This is a genomic window from Bacillus sp. HMSC036E02, from assembly GCF_001836235.1.
Lineage (GTDB): Bacteria > Bacillota > Bacilli > Bacillales > Bacillaceae_G > Bacillus_A > Bacillus_A cereus.
The window spans coordinates 21089-41288 of record NZ_KV827831.1; the positions used below are offsets into that span (position 1 = coordinate 21089).

The following is a 20200-nucleotide window of genomic DNA, read 5'->3' on the forward strand; positions in this document are numbered from 1 at the left end:
AACTTACTATGAAGGAATTTGGCGAGTGCTGTAAAAATAATATACGAGAAGTTTCTAAAATTGATAATTGCTTTTGTTATTTTTATTGTGAGAAAAACTCGCAAAAAATGACGATTAAAGTAAAAAAATAACGATTTTCTTTAGTGTGATATAGGTTGTTAAACCTTGTGAAAGCGAATTACTTATGCTACACTTTATGTAACTTAAAATGAACGGAGGGGCTTCCTTTGATCTTAATCAGATTACGTCTCAATACTTTGTGCCAATAATTGAATAGCGCTCAAAGGCTCTGTCTGTGTACAGAGTGAACGGGATTGGTCTGCCTATTTTAAAGGAACCCTTTATTAAGCTTATATGTGAAAAAGAGGGAGGGACGAATACGCCCTCTTTTTGTTTTGCCTTTATAAATAGAATGGGATTGTATAGGTGAACGCTTATTGTGTATACGTATACGATCTTGGGACTTTTTGACTATAAAATAGGATGAAAGCATAGCTTTCTTCTATTTCTTTGGTGAACCCTTATCCGTTTACGAAAACACAGGCAGCGACCTGTGTTTTTTATTTTACGTAATCGAAATGGAGGAATAAATATATGGAAGAAGTATTACAAAGAGCAGTTTTAGTTGGAGTAAATGTAGGTAATGAAGATGATTTTGCATATTCGATGGAAGAGTTAACAAATCTTGCGGAAGCTTGTGATGTAGAGGTAATTGGGCAAGTAACGCAAAATTTACAACGAGTAAATCCATCGCATTATATCGGAAAAGGAAAGATTGAAGAAGTAGCAGCGTATGTACAAGAAATAGATGCGAATATGGTCATCTTTAATGATGAATTATCTCCTTCACAAATTCGAAATTTAGAAGAGGATTTAGATTGTAAGGTGATTGATCGTACCATTTTAATTTTAGATATTTTTGCGCAACGTGCGAAAACGAAAGAAGCACAGCTGCAAGTAGAAGTAGCACACCTTCAGTACATGATGCCTCGTTTAATTGGTCTTCGTGAATCGTTAGGGAGACAGAGCGGCGGCGTTGGTACGAAAAATAAAGGTGTCGGTGAGAAGAAGTTAGAGTTAGACCGTCGTAAAATTGAAGAACAAATTTCAGTTTTGAATAAAGATTTAGAAGCGCTCGTTGCCCAGCGTCAAACGCAGCGAAAGCAACGTAAGAAAAATGAAATACCTGTTGTAGCATTAGTAGGTTATACGAATGCAGGAAAGTCAACGACGATGAATGCAATGCTTGAAATTTATAATGGTACAGAAGAAAAACTAGTATTTGAAAAAGATATGTTATTTGCGACGTTAGAAACATCTGTACGAAATATTGATTTGCCAGATAATAAATCATTTTTATTAACAGATACAGTTGGATTTGTAAGTAAATTACCACATCATCTTGTGAAGGCGTTCCGTTCAACGTTAGAAGAAGTAGCGGAAGCAGATTTACTTATTCACGTCGTAGATTACGCAAATCCAAATTATGAACAATTAATTGATATTACAAATGAAACGTTAAAGAAAATTGGAGTAGAAAATATTCCAACGATCTATGCTTATAACAAATCAGATATGGTGGATGTTGAAATTCCGAAAGTACAAGAAGACCGCGTGTATTTATCTGCGAAGAAACATGTTGGAATTGAAGAGCTTGTAGAAATGATTCGTTCCCATATTTATAAAGAATATACGAAATGTGAAATGTTAATTCCGTATGATCACGGACAGGTAGTTTCGTATTTCAATAATCATGCGCACGTTTTATCAACGAGTTATGAAAATGAAGGTACGAAACTAGAAGTGGAATGTAAGACGAGCGATTATGAGAAGTATAAGCGTTTTGCAATTTAATGTAAGAGGCAACCCAGTTTGTGATTGGGTTGCCTTTTTCTATAATGTTTTACTGCTGAAAGTTACAAGGATGCAAGTCAATGATGGGAGTTAAGTTATATTTCTGGAAAAAGAAATGAAAGCAGTATAGAATAGAAATGTTTCAAAAGTCAGAATTTATTACACCTACTGTAATAAATATATATTTTGTACAGAAAGGAGCGATTCACATATGCAGGCAGTTTCACAAAAAAACACAGTAGAAACACCGACAATATATCGAATATTATTTGCGATTAGTTTCGGACATTTTTTAAATGATTCGATGCAAGCAGTTGTGCCGGCGTTGTTTCCTATTTTGGAAAAAACGATGAATTTATCCTATATGCAAGTAGGGTGGATTGCGTTTGCGTTAAATATGACGTCATCGATTATGCAACCGGTGTTTGGTATGTATTCAGATAAGAAGCCGTCACCATTTTTATTACCACTCGGTATGTTTTCGAGTATGCTTGGAATGATTGGACTCGCGTTTGCACCAAACTTTATTATTGTTATTATTTCTGTTTTATTTATTGGCTTAGGTTCCGCAGTCTTTCATCCAGAAGGCGCTCGTGTTGCGTATATGGCGGCAGGTGCAAAACGAGGGTTAGCGCAAGCGATTTATCAAGTTGGGGGAAACACGGGGAATTCTTTAGCTCCTATTTTTACAGCGCTAATTTTCGTTCCACTCGGTCAAATTGGTTCATTAGGTTTTACAGCATTTGCAGCAGTAGGAATTGCATTATTAATTTTCGTATCGAATTGGTACAAAAATGAATTAGCAACCGGCGCTGTAAGAAGGAAGAAGAGGGCTGCGCTTGAGGCGGAAAATGCAATTGTAAGTACACACATTAAATTTGTTATTATACTTCTTGTTTTTCTTACTTTTGTGCGCTCTTGGTACGGTGCCGGTATCGGGAATTTCTATCAATTTTACTTAATTGAGCATTATGGTTTATCTATAAAAAATGCCCAGTATTTCGTATTCGCATTTATGATTGCTGGTGTGTTAGGCACTTTCTTCGGGGGACCGTTAGCAGATCGATTTGGTAAGAAAAACATCATCGTATTTTCAATGTTAGGTTCAGCGCCACTTGCGCTGTTATTACCACATGTCTCACTTGTGTGGGTCGTACCTTTATTTTTATGTATCGGTTTTATTAGTTCAAGTAGTTTTAGTGTAATTGTTGTATACGCGCAAGAGCTTGTTCCGGGAAAAGTAGGGATGGTATCAGGTCTAATTGTAGGTCTTGCGTTCGGCCTTGGTGCTCTAGGTGCTGTAGTACTAGGAAAGTTAGCTGATATATATAGCCTTCAGTTCATTATGATATTATGTAGTTGTTTACCGTTAATTGGACTTACTTCATGGTTATTACCAAGTGATAAGAAAACGATAGAATAGGGGATGCACTATGAAATTATGTGAAAACGTAACAGAATTAATAGGAGATACACCTGTCGTCCGATTATCTAAATTTATTCCAGAAGACGCAGCGGACGTGTATGTGAAACTAGAAATGTTTAATCCATCACGTAGTGTGAAAGACCGTGCTGCTTATAATTTACTTCACGTTGCAGAAGAAAATGGTCTCATTAAACCAGGGGATACAATTATTGAACCGACAAGTGGGAATACAGGAATTGGTTTAGCGATGAACGCAGCAGCTAAAGGGTATAAAGCGATTTTAATTATGCCAGACAATATGTCAAAAGAGCGTATTAATTTATTGAAAGCATACGGGGCAGAAGTAGTTTTAACACCAGCAGAACAAAGAATGCCAGGAGCAATTGCGAAGGCATTAGAACTGCAAAAACAAATACCGAATAGTTTTATCCCGCAACAATTTGAAAATCCAGCTAATCCGAATATTCACCGTTATACGACTGCACTTGAAGTTTACGAACAAATGGATGGAGAGCTTGATGCTTTTGTTGCAACGGCAGGAACAGGCGGAACGATTACAGGGACTGGTGAAACGTTAAAAGAGAAATTACCAAACTTATATATTGCAGTAGTGGAACCGAAAGGATCTCCCGTTTTATCAGGTGGTGTACCAGGTCCTCATAAACTAGTAGGAACAAGCCCAGGATTTATTCCGAAAAACTTAAATACAGAAGTGTATAACGAAATTATTCAAATTGCAGACGAAGAGGCTTTAACGACAATGAGAAATTTAGCTAGACAAGAAGGATTATTAGTTGGGCCATCTTCTGGAGCATCTGTTTACGCTGCAATTATGATAGCGAAACGTCTAGGCGTTGGTAAAAAAGTTTTATGTATTGCGCCTGATACAGGTGAACGTTATTTGAGTATGGGGTTATTTGAATAAAAAGGATAGAAACACCTTAATAGTGAATAGCTGCTATTAAGGTGTTTGTTTTATGGAATGAAGAGGGGGAGAAGAACAATGAAACTATTAAAACCAATCTATGAATATAGTGAGCGTATTACGGCGTATAGACAAGCGTTTTTACACTCAGGGGAACAACCACATGGAAGTAGTTCTTTACAAAACTTTGATTCTCTTGATGAATGGTTTGAAAAAGTGAGTAAACAAGAACTAGGAGAAAATTTACTAGCTAATCGAGTGCCATCTAGTCAGTTTTTAAGTTTTGAAAAAGGGGAACTTATAGGTTTTGTGAATATTAGACATAGATTAAATCCAGAATTATTACGGGAAAGCGGTCATATTGGATATAGTGTCCATCCGAATAAACGTCGCCACGGTTACGCTACGAAACAACTACAACTTGCATTAGCTGAAGCGCAAAAATTAGGATTGCAGAAAGTATTAATAACTTGCGATAAATCCAATATCGGTTCTGCTAAAACGATTCAAAAGGTTGGAGGTGTGTTAGAAAATGAAGTAGTTTCTTCTCGTACTGGTGAAGTTATTCAGCGCTATTGGATAGAAATATGATTAAGTAGGAATTTGAAAAGGTAATGCAAGCTGTAATATCGAAATAGATAAATGAAATATAGGGGATTACTGCAATTTTAGGGGGAAATGAAATGGGATTAAAAGAGAGAGCGATAGAGATGTCAGAGATTTATAGGCAAAATCCGAAAGTAGAAGCTATTATTTTAGCGGGTTCAGTAGCTAGAAAGCTTGAAGATGAACATTCAGATATAGAATTACATATTTTATGGTCAACACCGCCGGAAGATGAGGATCGTAGGGCCCCTATTTATCATATTGATGGGAAAATATTATCGTATCATCCGTATGAGGAAGAAGAATGGTCGGAAACGTATTTAACGAAAGAGGGAATTAAATTAGAGATTAGTAACTTTTTAACAGAGACAGTAGAGAAAGTAATTTCGGATGTGGTGGATCAATATGATATAAATTATGAAAAACAATGTATTGTATCATCCATTCATGATGGTGTTAGTTTGTATGGAGAAGGGAAAGTGAATGAATTAAAAGAAAAAGTAGCGGCATATCCAGATGAACTAGCAAAACTGATGATTTCAGAAAATCTATGGTTAAGTAATCGTTGGCACAATCGAAAGGCGCTTTTAAAACGGAAAGATTGGCTTATGCTTTATGACGTTATTTGCGAAGTACAAAGGAACGTATTCGGTGTTTTATTTGGTTTGAATAAAATGTACGTACATCATCCAGCGTTTAAATGGATGCCTAATAATGTGGAACGAATGACTATTAAACCTGAAAAATTATATGAACGTATGGCGGACACATTAATAGGGAATCCAGAAAAAAGTGTGCAGGAGTTAGAGTTGCTAATAGAAGAAGTGTTGCAACAAGTTCATACATACGCGCCAGGAGTAAATGTGGATGAGCAAGAAAAATCTATTTTTTATTTTGTGAAATAGAAAATAGTAATAAGGGGGAAGTTATGGGTTTTTTTAATAGGTTTTTTAAAAAAGTTGAAAAAGTAAATGAGCAAGAAGCTACTCTTCATGAATTAAGTGAAGAATTGTATGTTGAATCACCGGTAGAGGAAGCGACTAGTTACTGGGTATCAATGGCACAAAATATAATTGTTAATGCTGTAAAAGCGGCTGACAATGATGTGGAACGTGCCTTCGTGTTATTGAATTTGAAGAAAGGTGAGGCTTCTTTTGATATTTTTTATCAAATAAATGGGCAATTGTATTTCTGGGATCAGCTAGAAAATGAGACGATAAGAAATAGAATTCAGAACGAGTTGTTACCGCAAGCTCCAGAAGTTTCAAATGCAGTAAATGAGCAATTTCGTGGAGCTGATCACCCTATAATTTCGTTCGCACAATTGCAGTTTGAATGGGAAACGAAAGCCTGGTTCTCACATATAATTTGGGAAGATAGCCTTGCTGCTCAATTGCCCAAAACTCAAATTCTAAATGAATGGTTTCGTGTAATTAAAGAAGAAACAAAAAATAGACCACTGGATAGTGATGCGAAATTTTCTTGGTATCCATCAAACTCTTAAAAAATGAATACAGAGAGACAGGTTATGTTTCTAGATGATTTGTATTATTGAATAAGTATCAATAATACGTAATTCTTTTTCTATTGCCTGTTAGAATTCGTTATGTACTAAGCTACTTGTTTTCTAAACTAAAACTTATATTTCGAATTTTTAAATAGATTGTAATACATAAAAATTCGAAATATAAGTTGACACTATTTTTAATGTGTGATAAAAATGATAGTAATCAATTCGGAAAATAATATTTGGGCAATGAAAGGGTATAGTAGTGAATATCTCCCTATTTCAGAGAGCTGATGGTTGGTGTGAATCAGTATATAGATTATTCATGAAGTTCGTCCTGGAGCATCTTTCATAAATCTCATATTTTGAGGAAATGAAAGACGGTAGTTTATACCGTTATCAAATAAAGTGGTGAAGATTTTTTCACAACTAGGGTGGTACCGCGATATTTATCGTCCCTACGTATTTACGTAGGGACGTTTTTTATTTAGCTCCTAACTTTGGTGTGGCTTCATAACTAGGGTGGTACCGCGATATTTTATCGTCCCTACGTTTTTGCGTAGGGGCGTTTTTATTTAGGTGGTTTCTTAGTGTTCTTCACAACTAGGGTGGTACCGCGATATTTTTGTCGTCCCTACGTATTTACGTAGGGGCGTTTTTTTATTATTAGGGAGGAAGTGAACGTATTAGAAAAGAGTATTGATAGAACAATATAAATACCGAATTGTAACAAAGAAAAAGAGATAGAGAGGAGATTAACAAATGAATTCACAGCAATGGACATCGAAATTAGGTTTCGTATTAGCTGCAGCAGGTTCGGCAATTGGTCTTGGGGCGATTTGGAAATTCCCATATATGGCCGGCATTGGAGGAGGCGGCGCGTTCTTCCTAATTTTCATCGGTTTCACATTATTAATTGGTTTACCACTATTATTAGCTGAATTCGTTATCGGAAGAAGTACACAAAAAGAGGCCGTTGATGCATATAGAGAAATCGCACCAAAAACATTATGGCCATGGTTAGGGAAATTAGGAATTGTAACTTGTTTCATACTACTTTCTTTCTACAGTGTTGTAGGAGGCTGGATTTTATTATACTTATGGAATGCAATTACAGGTAGACTATGGGAAGGAAATGGGGCATACGAAGCTACGTTTGGTGAAATCATTTCCAATCCATATTTAGCAGTTGGGTCACAGCTATTATTCATCCTAATTACTATTTTCATCGTAAGTAAAGGTGTACAAAATGGTGTTGAAAAAGTAAATAAATATTTCATGCCAGCATTATTCGTTTTATTCTTTGTTTTAATCGTTCGTGCACTTACGTTAGATGGTGCTGGAGAAGGAGTTCGTTTCTTCTTACAACCTGACTTCTCACATGTAACATCAGAAGTTATATTATACGCAATGGGGCAATCGTTCTTCTCATTATCTGTCGGGGTAGCCGTTATGGTAACGTATAGCTCATACTTACCGAAAGAAGAAAGCTTACCACGTTCAGCATTTTCTATCGTAGCCTTAACTCTTGTTATTACATTACTTGCAGGACTTGCAATTTTCCCAGTAGTGTTCGCATTTGGAATGGAACCATCTCAAGGACCTGGGCTATTATTTATCGTACTGCCAGCTATTTTCAGTAAAATGGCATTCGGAAAATTATTCTTCATCGTTTTCTTATTACTATTCTTCTTTGCTACTATTACATCAGCAATTTCGATGTTAGAAATTAGTGTTGCATCGTTAACATCAAAAGGTAAAGGGAAACGTGAAAAAATGGCCTTAATCGTAGGGTTATTAATCTTCGTTGTTGGGGTACCATCAGCATTATCATTCGGTATATTAAGTGATCTGAAGATTTTCGGGAAGACAGTCTTTGATTTAGCGGACTATGCAGTAAGTAACGTATTAATGCCACTTGGTGTATTATTAGTTTCTATCTTTGTTCCTTTAAAAATGAAGAAAGATGTATTAATGAAAGAGCTAGGTGTAAGTAAAAATAAAGGATACAAAGTATTTGTGTTATGGTTATTCTTACTTCGCTTTATCGCACCAATTGCGATTATTATCGTATTCTTAAATGTACTTGGCATTATATAAAGAAAGGTAGCGTATCATACAAAGATACGCTACCTTTTTATTTTGCTCTTTTTTGCAGTTCGTTTACCGTTACGAACTGATATCCCTTCTTAGATAAAGAATCTAAAATACCTTCAATCGTTTGTAAATTTTCATTAGACTCATCATACATAGAGTGCAGTAAAATGATAGAACCTGGTTTTACATTTTTATTAACGTATTTAATTTTATCAGCCGCAGATTTATAAAAAGTATCGGGCTCAAGATCCCATGTGATTGTTTCGATATTGTTTTTATTTAAATAATATGGCAGCCCTATTAACTTCTTACCGTTAGGGGGCCTAAAATCAATTTCGCCTGTAAATCCTGTTTGGCGGATTAATGAATTCGTTTTTTCTATTTCACCTTTAATAAAAGAAGGTGTTTTGAAAACCATTCTATTATGAGAATATGTATGGTTTCCAAGTTGGTGCCCAGATTGCGCGATAGCTTCTCCTAACGATAAATTTTTCTCTAATTCATTTCCAATTAAAAAGAAAGTAGCTTTAGCGTTGTATTTATCTAGTAGCGGTAATATTTGTTTTACATTGTTAGTAGGGCCATCATCAAAAGTTAAAGCGATCACTTTTTCATTTGTTTCTACACATTGTGTTAAATTTCCAAATAATTGAAAGCTTCTTGCGTTCATCAATTTGTATGTTCCGAATAATGCCGTGATAATAAAAAATAGTGTAACGATCGTAATGATAATTTTTTTCTTCATAATGTAACCTCACAATGATTTTTGATTCAATTAAAAAGTATTATATCAAACTAAGTAATTTCGTGCTTTAAGAAGGGCGTGGATGCAAGGAGAAGGAATTTATCATATAATAAAATACAAAAGGTATATTAGGAGGTGTTTATATGGCGATTATAATTCAATTGCCAGACACTGCAACGTCTCATGCAAAGCCAAGTATGGAAATGGCGATACTTTGCGTGAGGTAGACAAGTAATATACAATCGCCTATATGAGCTCGTATCATTTTTTATATTTGGCTTTGCACCTTATTGAAATGAACCATAAAAAATAAGGGGCGAGCAGAAATGAAATACGTAAAAGCTAATGCTGTTTTACCGGAGAGTTTAATTACTGAAATTCAAAAGTATATACAAGGTGAAACAATTTACATTCCGAAACAAGAAACGAAACATTATAAATGGGGTACACGATCTGGCGGAAGAAAACAATTAGATGAAAGAAATAAAGCAATTAAAGAAGCGTTTAAAAGTGGGATTGCTATTCATCAACTTGCAGAAGAATATTTTCTTTCTGGGGAAACGATTAAAAAGATTGTGTATTCTAAATAAGAGGAAAAGAGTCTGATTCATATATTACTTTGAATCAGACTCTTTTTGTTTTATATGTATTGGATATATGAAGTGTGAACGGGCATGATAATAGAAAAAATGTGCCGTTTTTTTATTAAATGCTATACAGAACATTTGAAGAGTAGAAAGGTGAACATATATGAATCATATTGGACAAATAACGATAGAGCTTTTAATTGGTTTTTTTGTTCTATTAATTGCTACAAAAATATTAGGGAAAACACAAATATCTCAGCTAACGCCCTTTGATTTTATTTCTGCAATCGTCCTAGGTGAGCTCGTTGGAAATTCAATATATGATCCTAAAATTAAAGTATGGTCTATTTTATATTCAGTATTTGTTTGGGTAATTTTAATTTATACTATTGAAGTGATAACACAAAAAGTAAGAGGGACAAGAAGGTTTTTTGAAGGATATCCTTCAATTATTATTCGTAATGGAAAGATTGATCGTGAACAATTAAGCGTAAATCATTTGGATATAAACCAATTACAACAAATGCTTAGGCAACAAAAAGATATATTTTCAATCCGAGAAGTTGAATATATGATATTGGAACCTAACGGAAACATAAGCGTTTTGAAAAAAAGTAAATACGAATCTCCTACTGTAAATGATTTAAGTTTAAAACATAAGCCTGTATACTTACCAATTTCATTAATTAGTGATGGAAAAGTAGTTAAGGATAATTTGAGGGAAGCGGGATTTGATGAAGGGTGGCTTTATAAACAAATAAAGCAAAAAGGAATTACTAAATTTGAAGACGTATTATATGCGGAATGGAAAACAGATGATGGCTTCTTTTGTCAGGAAATGCAGCGGTAGAGAATAAGTGATATATGTAATGTTTGTTTCTAAGTTATCTTTTACATATCAAAAAACGTAATCATTGTATACAATAAAACTAGATCAACAATTTGTATGGAGTGATAAAGATGGAAGCGTTTATTAGAAGTGATCAATATAATTTTATAAAATCACAAGCTTATATTTTAGCAAACGGGCATGCAACGGCAAATGATAGAGGTGTAATTCAAGCGTTAAAATCGCTTGCGATTGAAAAGATAATACATGTATTTGAGAATTTAACGGATGAACAGAAAGAGTTAATTGATACGGTATTAACAGTTCAAAATAGAGAAGATGCAGAATCATTTTTAATGAAAATAAATCCGTATGTAATTCCGTTTCAAGAAGTTACAGCACAAACATTAAAAAAGTTATTTCCTAAGGCGAAAAAGTTAAAACTTCCTGATATGGAAGAAATGGATATGAAAGAAATATCTTATTTAAGCTGGATTGATAAGGGATCAAGCAGGAAATTTATTATAGCGAAAAATGATAAAAATAAATTTGTTGGTCTGCAAGGAACGTTCCAAAGTTTAAATAAAAAAAGCATTTGTTCATTATGTCATGGGCATGAAGAAGTAGGAATGTTTTTAGTTGAAATTAAAGGCGATGTACCAGGAACTTTCGTTAAAAAGGGAAACTACATTTGCAAAGATGGTGTAGCTTGCAATCAGAATATGAAATCGCTAGATAAATTGAACGATTTTATTGACCGCTTGAAGAAATAACGAGAAAACCTCTAGTATTTAAACTGGAGGTTTTTATTTTTTAAAGAAGTAAAATAAACTTTCTTTGTAAATGTAGATTTATAATGAAATTTGATAAAAATATCTATTATGATACAGTTGCTTATATGCAAGGAGGTAAAACATGGATTACCTTTTATCGAAAGAAAAAGTGAAGCGATGGCCCAAAGATATGATAGCGGCGGGGCGTTGTCATACTGTTGGCCTTAAATCGGATGGCACGGTAGTCGCGGTAGGTAATAATGAATTTGGCCAATGCGATGTAGGTAGCTGGCGCGACATTCGGTTGCCTGGCAAATAGTCAATTTACAATAAATGATTAGTAATATTATTCTATTTTAGGAGTAATTATGGAATAGGATATGTAGAAAATAATTAAACTTAAATCTACTGAATAAGAATCTCTTTTGAAAAGGGATTCTTATTATTTTTCATAAAATGAGGGTCTAAATGGAATTTTTGAACAAACTATATTTCAAAATTACAGTAGAAGATATAAATAAAGTATAGAGGAGATAAAGAAATGCTTAAAAAGTTTTTGCTTTCTTTACCGGATGTTTTACTTATATGTATCGTTCTCTACATAACGTACACAAATTCTTTTAGTTTTGGACAGATGTTAGTAATTTCAATTGCAATCGGAATTATTGGTGGTCTTGTTATAAGGATTGGTAAGGATGTATTTATGTATATAAGGTGGACAATGAAACAGAGGAAATCTTGAATACGTTGTATTGCTATTAGGAGGAGATGAAATGACTAAGAAAAAGAGTAGAGTGAAAAATGAAGTAGCGCTTTGGGCATTAACAGCGGTTGTTCTCATCATTGTATGGTACTTTTATCAAAAATAAAAACGCATCGTATTAAAAAAGCACGATGCGTTTTTATTATTTTTTTTGCCAATTTTCTTTAATAAAGTCTTCACGACCGGATTCCTTTTGCTCAGTAGCATATTTCTCTGGATTCTTTTTATAGAAATGTTGGTGGTATTCCTCTGCTGCGTAAAAAGGTGCAGCAGGACGAATTTCAGTCACGATTGGATCTTTAAACATACCGCTTTCTGTAAGAGCTTGTTTTGATTTTTCAGCAAGCCCTTTTTGTGTTTCGTTATGATAAAAAATAGCGGTACGATAAGATGGACCACGGTCAAAAAATTGTCCGCCATCATCAGTTGGATCGATTTGTGGCCAATATAAGTCTAGTAATTTCTGATAAGGAAAAATAGAAGGATCGAATGTAATTTGAACAACTTCTAAATGTCCAGATGTTCCAGCTTTTACTTGTTCATATGTTGGGTTTTCTACATGACCTCCTGCATAGCCAGAAAGTACTTTATGAATACCAGGAAGTTCATCAAATGGTTTTACCATGCACCAAAAGCAACCGCCTGCGAAGGTTGCGAGTTCGTATGTTTTTTCGGACATTGCTGTAATCCTCCTAAATGTATATGTTTTATATAGTATTATATAAATTGTTTTATTGCGCAATAAAAAAGATTTGAAAATATATGTTTTTTATAAACAAGATCCTCCGCTCACATCAATTAATTGTCCAGTTACCCAGCGGCTGTCTGGAGAAGCAAGGAATGCAGCAGTATCGGCAATGTCTTCTACTTCACCTAAGCGATTGAAAGCGGAAATAGTAGTAGCGTACTGCTTCATCATCGGGTCGCTCAAGAGTTCTGCATTCATATCTGTTTTAATAAATCCTGGAAGTATTGCATTCACCGTTATTCCTCGTGCTCCAAGCTGTTTTGCTAGCGTAAAAGTCATTGTATTAATAGCGCCTTTCGTCATACTATATGCAACAAAATCAGGTAAAGAAATGCGGGTGGCAGCGGATGAAATATTAATAATTCGGCTATTGTCACGTAAACGTGGCAGTGCTTGTTGAATGATAAAGAATGGTGCTTTTGCATTTACTGAAAACATTCTATCAAAAAATTGTTCAGTCGTTTCTTCAATAAAAGCACCAGGACCAATGCCAGCATTGTTTATTAAAATATCAAATTGTGTTTCACCAGTGCGCTTTTGTAATTCAGTATCTAAAGCGTTATAAAGGTTTTCTACACCGTGTAAGGATTCTAAATTTGCGCCGATAGAAAAAGCTTGGCCACCATCTGATCGAATTTCATGAACAGTTTCTTCAGCGTCATCTTTTCGATTACCGTAATGAACAGCAACCAATGCACCGTCATTTGCTAAACGTTTAGCGATCGCTCGTCCAATTCCTCGGCTTGCTCCTGTAACTAACGCTACTTTCCCTTTTAACATAGTTTCCTCATCTCCTCATAAACTTTATAAGTTTTTCTTTATGTAGTAATGCAAACATACTTAAGTAATATATGAGTGTATGTAAGTAATGCATTCCAATTTTGATTTGAGAAAAAATAAATAGAATGAATTTTGATTTTTTTGAGAAAACATGTTGACAACGAAAAGAACAACGTCCTATAATACGTGTAACAAATAAAAGTTAATTAAGAATTTTCTAACTTTATATGTTGTATATGCAAAGAAGAGGAAAGTAGATGATTATGATCGTTTCAGAGAGCTACTCCAAGGCTGTGAGGGTAGTAACAATCGAATCATTGAAGATCACCTCGGAGCATCGCTTGCGAAAGGGAAACTGAGTAGAGGGCGGCGGCATCGTCTCCGGTAAAAGGACGGAGGTCTGATTGGACCTACAAAGCTTATATTTCGTGAGAAGTATAAGGAAGCTGAGTGGTAACGCGAAACTCTCGCCTCAGCAATCAAAGCTACTAAATTGTAGTAGTTGATTGCTGAGGCGAGAGTTTTTATTTTTAAAAATAGAAGAAGAGAATGCGTAGAAGAGGAGAGTAAATGATAAAGATTGTTTCAGAGAGCTGCCCCGAGGCTGTGAGGGTGGTAACAATTCACTCATTGAAAATCACCTTGGAGCACTACTTTTGAAAACTAGTAAAAAGTAGCGGGGTTGTTCCCGATAGAAAAACAAAAGTCTAATTGGACTTGCAGAGCTTATATTTCGTGAGAAGTATAAGGAAGCTGAGTGGTACCACGATTCCCTCGTCTCAGCAATGGATTGCTACAAGTATGTAAGTAATCGATTGTTGAGACGAGTATATTTTTAAGATTTATATACTGAATATTCTGTTAAAATTACTCATCTCAGCAATCGATGTAGAAATAGATTGCAAAAATAGAGAAAAAAGAGGAGCGATGTGAGATGGGAAACCAGTACATTTACATGAATGGGGAATTTGTAGAAAAAGAAAAGGCAGTTGTTTCAGTGTATGATCACGGTTTTTTATACGGAGACGGTGTATTTGAAGGGATTCGTAGTTACGGAGGAAATGTATTTTGTTTAAAAGAACATGTGAAACGATTGTATGAATCAGCGAAATCTATTTTACTAACAATTCCAATGACGGTAGAAGAAATGGAAGAAGCAGTTTTACATACACTCCAAAAAAATGAATACGCTGATGCTTATATTCGCTTAATTGTCTCAAGAGGAAAAGGTGACTTAGGACTCGATCCGAGAAGTTGTGTGAAGCCGAGCGTAATTATCATTGCAGAACAATTAAAGTTATTCCCACAAGAATTTTATGATAATGGGCTAAGCGTTGTATCTGTTGCATCAAGACGTAATACGCCAGACGCGTTAGATCCACGTATTAAGTCAATGAATTATTTAAATAACGTACTTGTAAAAATTGAGGCGGCACAAGCAGGAGTGTTAGAGGCTCTTATGTTAAATCAACAAGGATATGTTTGTGAAGGTTCTGGCGATAATGTTTTCGTTGTGAAAGATGGAAAAGTATTAACCCCGCCATCCTATTTAGGGGCATTAGAAGGTATTACGAGAAATAGTGTTATCGAGCTATGTGAACGACTGAGTATTCCGTGTGAGGAAAGACCATTCACTCGCCATGACGTATATGTAGCGGATGAAGTATTTTTAACAGGAACAGCAGCGGAGTTAATTCCAGTTGTAAAAGTTGATTCGAGAGAAATTGGAGATGGGAAACCAGGAAGTGTAACGAAACAATTGACCGAAGAATTTAAAAAATTAACGAGAGAAAGAGGAGTACGTGTTCCCGGGCTGACGGAAAGCTTAGCATAAATAAGGAGAGGAGTTAATTGAAATGAAGCAGCAGTATACAGCGTATGAGAAGTTACAGTGTGAAGAAATGACAGGCGCTGGGCACGTGATTCAAGGTTTGAAGAAATTGGGTGTAACGACCGTTTTCGGCTATCCAGGCGGAGCGATTTTACCAGTATACGATGCGTTATACGAAAGTGGTTTGAAACATGTTTTAACTCGTCATGAACAAGCTGCCATTCATGCGGCTGAAGGATATGCGAGAGCTTCTGGGAAGGTCGGGGTAGTCTTTGCTACCTCTGGCCCAGGGGCGACAAATTTAGTTACGGGCTTAGCAGACGCTTATATGGATTCGATTCCTTTAGTTGTCATTACCGGCCAAGTTGCAACGCCTTTAATTGGTAAAGATGGATTTCAAGAAGCGGATGTTGTCGGAATTACAGTACCTGTTACGAAGCATAATTACCAAGTTCGTGATGTAAATCATGTATCACGAATTGTGCAAGAAGCTTTTTACATCGCCAAAAGCGGACGACCGGGACCAGTATTAATCGATATTCCAAAAGATGTTCAAAATGCAAAAGTCACCAGTTTCTTTAATGAAGAAGTTGATATTCCGGGGTACAAACCAGAACTTGTACCAGACAGCATGAAACTTAGAGAGGTGGCTAAAGCAATTTCAAAATCAAAGCGTCCACTTCTTTATATTGGAGGAGGTGTCATTCATTCAGGTGGATCCGATGAACTCTTCGAATTCGCAAGGGAGAACCGTATTCCAGTCGTTTCAACTTTAATGGGACTTGGTGCATATCCACCGGGAGATCCATTGTTTCTAGGGATGCTTGGTATGCATGGGACATACGCTGCTAATATGGCGGTAACAGAATGTGATTTACTACTTGCATTAGGTGTTCGCTTCGATGATCGTGTAACAGGAAAATTAGAACTTTTTTCTCCGCACTCGAAAAAAGTACATATTGATATTGATCCTTCTGAGTTTCATAAAAATGTAACTGTAGAGCATCCGATTGTTGGTGATGTGAAAAAAGCGTTACACATGTTGTTACATATGTCTATTTATACACAAACAGATGAATGGCTTCAGAAAGTAAAGGCATGGAAAGAAGAATATCCACTTTCTTATAAGCAAAAAGAATCTGAGTTAAAACCACAGCATGTGATCAACTTAGTAAGTGAATTAACGAATGGTGAAGCGATTGTCACAACAGAAGTAGGACAGCATCAAATGTGGGCTGCTCACTTCTATAAAGCAAGAAAACCTCGGACGTTCCTTACCTCTGGAGGATTAGGAACAATGGGGTTTGGGTTCCCAGCGGCAATTGGTGCTCAGCTTGCAAAAGAAGAAGAACTCGTCGTTTGTATTGCAGGTGATGCTTCTTTTCAAATGAACATTCAAGAACTACAAACAATTGCTGAAAATAACATCCCTGTAAAAGTATTTATTATAAATAACAGATTTTTAGGGATGGTAAGGCAATGGCAAGAAATGTTTTATGAAAATCGTTTATCAGAGTCAAAAATTGGCTCACCAGATTTTGTGAAAGTGGCAGAAGCTTATGGAGTGAAGGGATTAAGGGCGACAAATTCAACAGAGGCGAAACAAGTGGTGTTAGAAGCATTTGCTCACGAAGGTCCTGTCGTAGTTGATTTTTGTGTAGAAGAAGGTGAAAACGTATTTCCGATGGTTCCGCCAAACAAAGGGAATAACGAAATGATTATGAAGAGGTGGGAAGAATGAGTCATACTTTTTCACTCGTTATTCATAACGAGCCAAGTGTCTTATTACGTATAAGTGGAATTTTTGCTCGGCGTGGCTATTATATTTCTTCTTTACATTTAAACGAAAGAGATACGAGTGGCGTTTCTGAAATGAAACTCACAGCAGTTTGTACTGAAAATGAAGCGACATTACTTGTTAGTCAGTTGAAAAAATTAATTGATGTACTGCAAGTAAATAAATTATAAGGGGTGTATGGAGTATGAAAACGTATTATGAGAAAGATGCAAATGTAGAGTTATTACAAGGGAAAACAGTTGCGGTAATTGGTTATGGATCTCAAGGGCATGCGCAGGCACAAAATTTACGTGATTCAGGTGTGGAAGTTGTAGTTGGTGTTAGACCTGGTAAATCGTATGAAGTAGCAAAAGCAGATGGATTTGAAGTAATGTCTGTTTCAGAAGCGGTTCGAACCGCACAAGTTGTACAAATGTTATTGCCAGATGAACAGCAAGCACATGTATATAAATCAGAAGTAGAAGAGAATCTCCGTGAAGGACAAATGTTACTTTTCTCACATGGATTTAACATTCACTTCGGCCAAATTAATCCGCCAAGTTACGTAGATGTAGCAATGGTTGCGCCAAAAAGTCCAGGTCATCTCGTTCGCCGTGTATATCAAGAAGGAAATGGTGTTCCGGCATTAGTCGCAGTGCATCAAGATGCGACGGGAACAGCGCTACATGTAGCATTAGCGTATGCAAAAGGTGTAGGTTGTACACGTGCGGGTGTAATTGAAACGACATTCCAAGAAGAAACCGAAACGGATTTATTCGGTGAGCAAGCTGTACTTTGCGGCGGGGTAACTGCACTTGTGAAGGCCGGGTTCGAAACGTTAACGGAAGGTGGATATCGTCCTGAAATTGCATACTTTGAATGTTTGCATGAATTAAAGCTAATTGTTGACTTAATGTACGAAGGTGGATTAACGAATATGCGCCATTCTATTTCAGATACGGCAGAATTTGGAGATTATGTAACAGGATCGAGAATTGTTACAGATGAAACGAAGAAGGAAATGAAGCGTGTTCTGACAGAAATTCAGCAAGGTGAATTTGCGAAGAAATGGATTTTAGAAAATCAAGCAGGGCGTCCGACGTATAACGCAATGAAAAAAGCAGAACAAAATCATCAATTAGAAAAAGTGGGGGCAGAGCTTCGTGAAATGATGAGTTGGATTCATGCACCGAAAGAATTAGTAAAGAAATAGAGTGAGAGAGTATAAATGAAAAATATGTAAGAGGGGATTTGACAAGATGAGAAGTGACATGATTAAAAAAGGTTTTGATAAAGCGCCGCACCGTAGTTTATTAAAAGCAACTGGTTTGAAAGATGAAGATTTTGATAAACCTTTCATAGCGATTTGTAATTCTTTTATTGAAATTATTCCAGGGCATAAACACTTGAACGAGTTTGGGAAACTTGTAAAAGAGGCAGTTCGTGCGGCGGGTATGGTACCATTTGAATTCAATACAATTGGAGTTGACGATGGTATTGCGATGGGACATATCGGTATGCGTTATTCTCTTCCGAGTCGTGAAATAATTGCAGATTCAGTAGAAACGGTTGTAAATGCACACTGGTTTGACGGCATGATTTGTATTCCAAACTGTGACAAAATTACACCAGGTATGATGATGGCTGCACTACGTATTAATATTCCGACTGTGTTTGTTTCAGGCGGCCCAATGGCAGCAGGAAAAACATCTAAAGGAGAAGTTGTTGATCTGAGTTCCGTTTTTGAAGGAGTAGGAGCTTATCAATCTGGGAAAATTTCAGAAGAAGAATTAAAAGATATTGAAGATCATGGCTGTCCATCTTGTGGCTCTTGTTCGGGTATGTTTACCGCGAACTCTATGAATTGTTTATGTGAAGTGTTAGGTTTAGCTCTTCCTGGTAACGGGAGTATTTTAGCAATTGATCCAAGACGTGAAGAGTTAATTAAACAAGCAGCAGAGAAATTGAAAATTTTAATTGAAAGAGATATTAAACCAAGAGACATTGTAACGGAAGAAGCAATTGATGATGCGTTTGCGCTTGATATGGCGATGGGCGGTTCAACAAATACAGTATTGCATACATTGGCGCTCGCGCAAGAGGCTGGATTAGATTACGATATGAACCGTATTGATGCCGTTTCAAGACGTGTACCACATTTATGTAAAGTAAGCCCTGCTTCCAATTGGCATATGGAAGATATTGATCGTGCGGGCGGGATTAGTGCAATTTTGAAAGAGATGAGCCGGAAAGAAGGAGTACTTCATCTTGATCGAATAACTGCTACGGGGCAAACATTAAGAGAAAATATTGCTGAGGCAGAGATTAAAGATAAGGAAGTTATTCACTCTCTTGAAAACCCTCATAGTGAGGAAGGAGGATTGCGTATATTAAAAGGCAACCTTGCGAAAGATGGAGCGGTTATTAAAAGCGGTGCAACAGAGGTAAAGCGTTTTGAAGGACCTTGCGTTATTTTTAATTCACAAGATGAGGCACTTGCTGGCATTATGCTTGGGAAAGTGAAAAAAGGAGATGTAGTTGTCATTCGTTATGAAGGACCAAGAGGTGGCCCTGGTATGCCAGAAATGTTAGCACCAACATCAGCAATTGCTGGAATGGGATTAGGTGCTGAGGTTGCATTATTAACGGATGGACGTTTCTCTGGAGCTTCACGTGGAATTTCAGTAGGACATATTTCACCAGAAGCAGCAGCTGGTGGAACGATCGCACTTCTTGAACAAGGGGATATTGTATGTATTGATGTTGAAGAACGCTTGCTAGAAGTAAGAGTGAGTGATGAGGAATTAGATAAGCGTAAAAAAGAATGGAAACGACCAGAACCGAAAGTGAAAACTGGCTGGCTTGGACGTTATGCACAAATGGTAACATCGGCGAATACAGGGGCTGTTCTGAAAATCCCACATTTTGATTGAGCCAATTTAAAAAAGATAA

General features: G+C 36.2%; 19 protein-coding genes, 1 pseudogene and 2 other annotated features. Of the genes and pseudogenes, 17 read left to right on the top strand and 3 right to left on the bottom strand.

Annotated elements, in window-relative coordinates:
• Positions 1 to 594 precede the first annotated feature (594 nt).
• From hflX to HMPREF2590_RS09500, 7 genes are all read left to right on the top strand, one after another.
• Positions 595 to 1854, top strand: a complete 1260-nt coding sequence (hflX, locus tag HMPREF2590_RS09470) for a GTPase HflX (protein WP_000393278.1) — start codon at positions 595 to 597, stop codon at positions 1852 to 1854.
• A gap of 211 nt (positions 1855 to 2065) precedes the next feature.
• Entirely contained in the window at positions 2066 to 3277 is a 1212-nt protein-coding gene (locus tag HMPREF2590_RS09475; RefSeq protein ID WP_001149411.1) for an MFS transporter, read from the top strand.
• A 10-nt stretch (positions 3278 to 3287) separates the two neighbouring features.
• Positions 3288 to 4205, top strand: coding sequence for a cysteine synthase A (cysK, locus tag HMPREF2590_RS09480; RefSeq protein WP_000762281.1), 918 nt, complete (start codon positions 3288 to 3290; stop codon positions 4203 to 4205).
• A gap of 78 nt (positions 4206 to 4283) precedes the next feature.
• The gene (locus HMPREF2590_RS09485) at positions 4284 to 4796 is read left to right on the top strand and encodes a GNAT family N-acetyltransferase (RefSeq protein WP_000771294.1); all 513 of its coding nucleotides are present in this window, start codon (positions 4284 to 4286) and stop codon (positions 4794 to 4796) included.
• Between the two features lie 92 nt (positions 4797 to 4888).
• Positions 4889 to 5716, top strand: a complete 828-nt coding sequence (locus HMPREF2590_RS09490) for a DUF4037 domain-containing protein (RefSeq protein WP_000523213.1) — start codon at positions 4889 to 4891, stop codon at positions 5714 to 5716.
• 23 nt (positions 5717 to 5739) lie between these two features.
• Entirely contained in the window at positions 5740 to 6315 is a 576-nt protein-coding gene (locus HMPREF2590_RS09495) for a hypothetical protein (RefSeq protein ID WP_000505545.1), read from the top strand.
• Between the two features lie 243 nt (positions 6316 to 6558).
• Positions 6559 to 6781 (top strand) — a binding site (T-box leader).
• 299 nt (positions 6782 to 7080) lie between these two features.
• Positions 7081 to 8418 (top strand): sodium-dependent transporter, encoded by a 1338-nt coding sequence (locus HMPREF2590_RS09500; protein WP_001088188.1) that lies wholly within the window; start codon positions 7081 to 7083, stop codon positions 8416 to 8418.
• A 37-nt stretch (positions 8419 to 8455) separates the two neighbouring features.
• On the opposite strand, the gene HMPREF2590_RS09505 is transcribed toward HMPREF2590_RS09500, so the two are convergent.
• Positions 8456 to 9160 (bottom strand): polysaccharide deacetylase family protein, encoded by a 705-nt coding sequence (locus tag HMPREF2590_RS09505; protein ID WP_000726864.1) that lies wholly within the window; start codon positions 9158 to 9160, stop codon positions 8456 to 8458.
• Between the two features lie 326 nt (positions 9161 to 9486).
• Here HMPREF2590_RS09505 and HMPREF2590_RS09510 point away from each other — a divergent pair, with 326 nt between their 5' ends.
• From HMPREF2590_RS09510 to HMPREF2590_RS09530, 5 genes and pseudogenes are all read left to right on the top strand, one after another.
• Positions 9487 to 9750, top strand: a complete 264-nt coding sequence (locus HMPREF2590_RS09510; protein ID WP_000878325.1) for a CD3324 family protein — start codon at positions 9487 to 9489, stop codon at positions 9748 to 9750.
• 160 nt (positions 9751 to 9910) lie between these two features.
• A complete protein-coding gene (locus HMPREF2590_RS09515) occupies positions 9911 to 10597 on the top strand; it encodes a DUF421 domain-containing protein (protein ID WP_001015535.1) in 687 nt (228 codons plus the stop codon).
• Between the two features lie 110 nt (positions 10598 to 10707).
• Positions 10708 to 11349, top strand: a complete 642-nt coding sequence (locus HMPREF2590_RS09520) for a FusB/FusC family EF-G-binding protein (protein ID WP_000387073.1) — start codon at positions 10708 to 10710, stop codon at positions 11347 to 11349.
• 142 nt (positions 11350 to 11491) lie between these two features.
• Positions 11492 to 11650, top strand: a pseudogene (locus HMPREF2590_RS09525) (RCC1-like domain-containing protein); the annotation flags it as partial.
• A 240-nt stretch (positions 11651 to 11890) separates the two neighbouring features.
• Positions 11891 to 12091 carry a hypothetical protein gene (locus HMPREF2590_RS09530; protein WP_000913386.1) on the top strand — a complete coding sequence of 67 codons (201 nt, stop codon included), beginning with the start codon at positions 11891 to 11893 and terminating at the stop codon, positions 12089 to 12091.
• 163 nt (positions 12092 to 12254) lie between these two features.
• On the opposite strand, the gene msrA is transcribed toward HMPREF2590_RS09530, so the two are convergent.
• Together msrA and HMPREF2590_RS09540 are read right to left on the bottom strand one after the other, a co-directional pair.
• Complete coding sequence (msrA, locus tag HMPREF2590_RS09535; RefSeq protein ID WP_001291887.1) at positions 12255 to 12791, bottom strand: peptide-methionine (S)-S-oxide reductase MsrA; 537 nt, start codon at positions 12789 to 12791, stop codon at positions 12255 to 12257.
• 90 nt (positions 12792 to 12881) lie between these two features.
• The gene (locus HMPREF2590_RS09540; protein ID WP_000911808.1) at positions 12882 to 13640 is read right to left on the bottom strand and encodes an SDR family oxidoreductase; all 759 of its coding nucleotides are present in this window, start codon (positions 13638 to 13640) and stop codon (positions 12882 to 12884) included.
• Positions 13641 to 14185: 545 nt separating this feature from the next.
• Positions 14186 to 14425 (top strand) — a binding site (T-box leader).
• A 149-nt stretch (positions 14426 to 14574) separates the two neighbouring features.
• On the opposite strand from HMPREF2590_RS09540, the gene ilvE reads away from it, so the two are divergent.
• Genes ilvE through ilvD form a run of 5 tightly spaced genes read left to right on the top strand, consistent with a single transcriptional unit; the run spans position 14575 to position 20181 of the window.
• On the top strand, positions 14575 to 15474 hold the full coding sequence (gene ilvE / locus HMPREF2590_RS09545; protein WP_000528156.1) for a branched-chain-amino-acid transaminase: 900 nt from the start codon (positions 14575 to 14577) through the stop codon (positions 15472 to 15474).
• Positions 15475 to 15496: 22 nt separating this feature from the next.
• Positions 15497 to 17212, top strand: coding sequence for an acetolactate synthase large subunit (ilvB, locus tag HMPREF2590_RS09550; RefSeq protein ID WP_000813474.1), 1716 nt, complete (start codon positions 15497 to 15499; stop codon positions 17210 to 17212).
• Positions 17209 to 17439 (top strand): ACT domain-containing protein, encoded by a 231-nt coding sequence (locus HMPREF2590_RS09555; protein WP_000019916.1) that lies wholly within the window; start codon positions 17209 to 17211, stop codon positions 17437 to 17439. Before ilvB ends, HMPREF2590_RS09555 begins: the two co-directional genes overlap by 4 nt.
• 14 nt (positions 17440 to 17453) lie before the next feature.
• Complete coding sequence (gene ilvC / locus HMPREF2590_RS09560) at positions 17454 to 18461, top strand: ketol-acid reductoisomerase (RefSeq protein ID WP_000861136.1); 1008 nt, start codon at positions 17454 to 17456, stop codon at positions 18459 to 18461.
• 46 nt (positions 18462 to 18507) lie between these two features.
• Entirely contained in the window at positions 18508 to 20181 is a 1674-nt protein-coding gene (gene ilvD, locus HMPREF2590_RS09565; protein WP_001255817.1) for a dihydroxy-acid dehydratase, read from the top strand.
• The last annotated feature ends 19 nt before the right edge of the window (positions 20182 to 20200 follow it).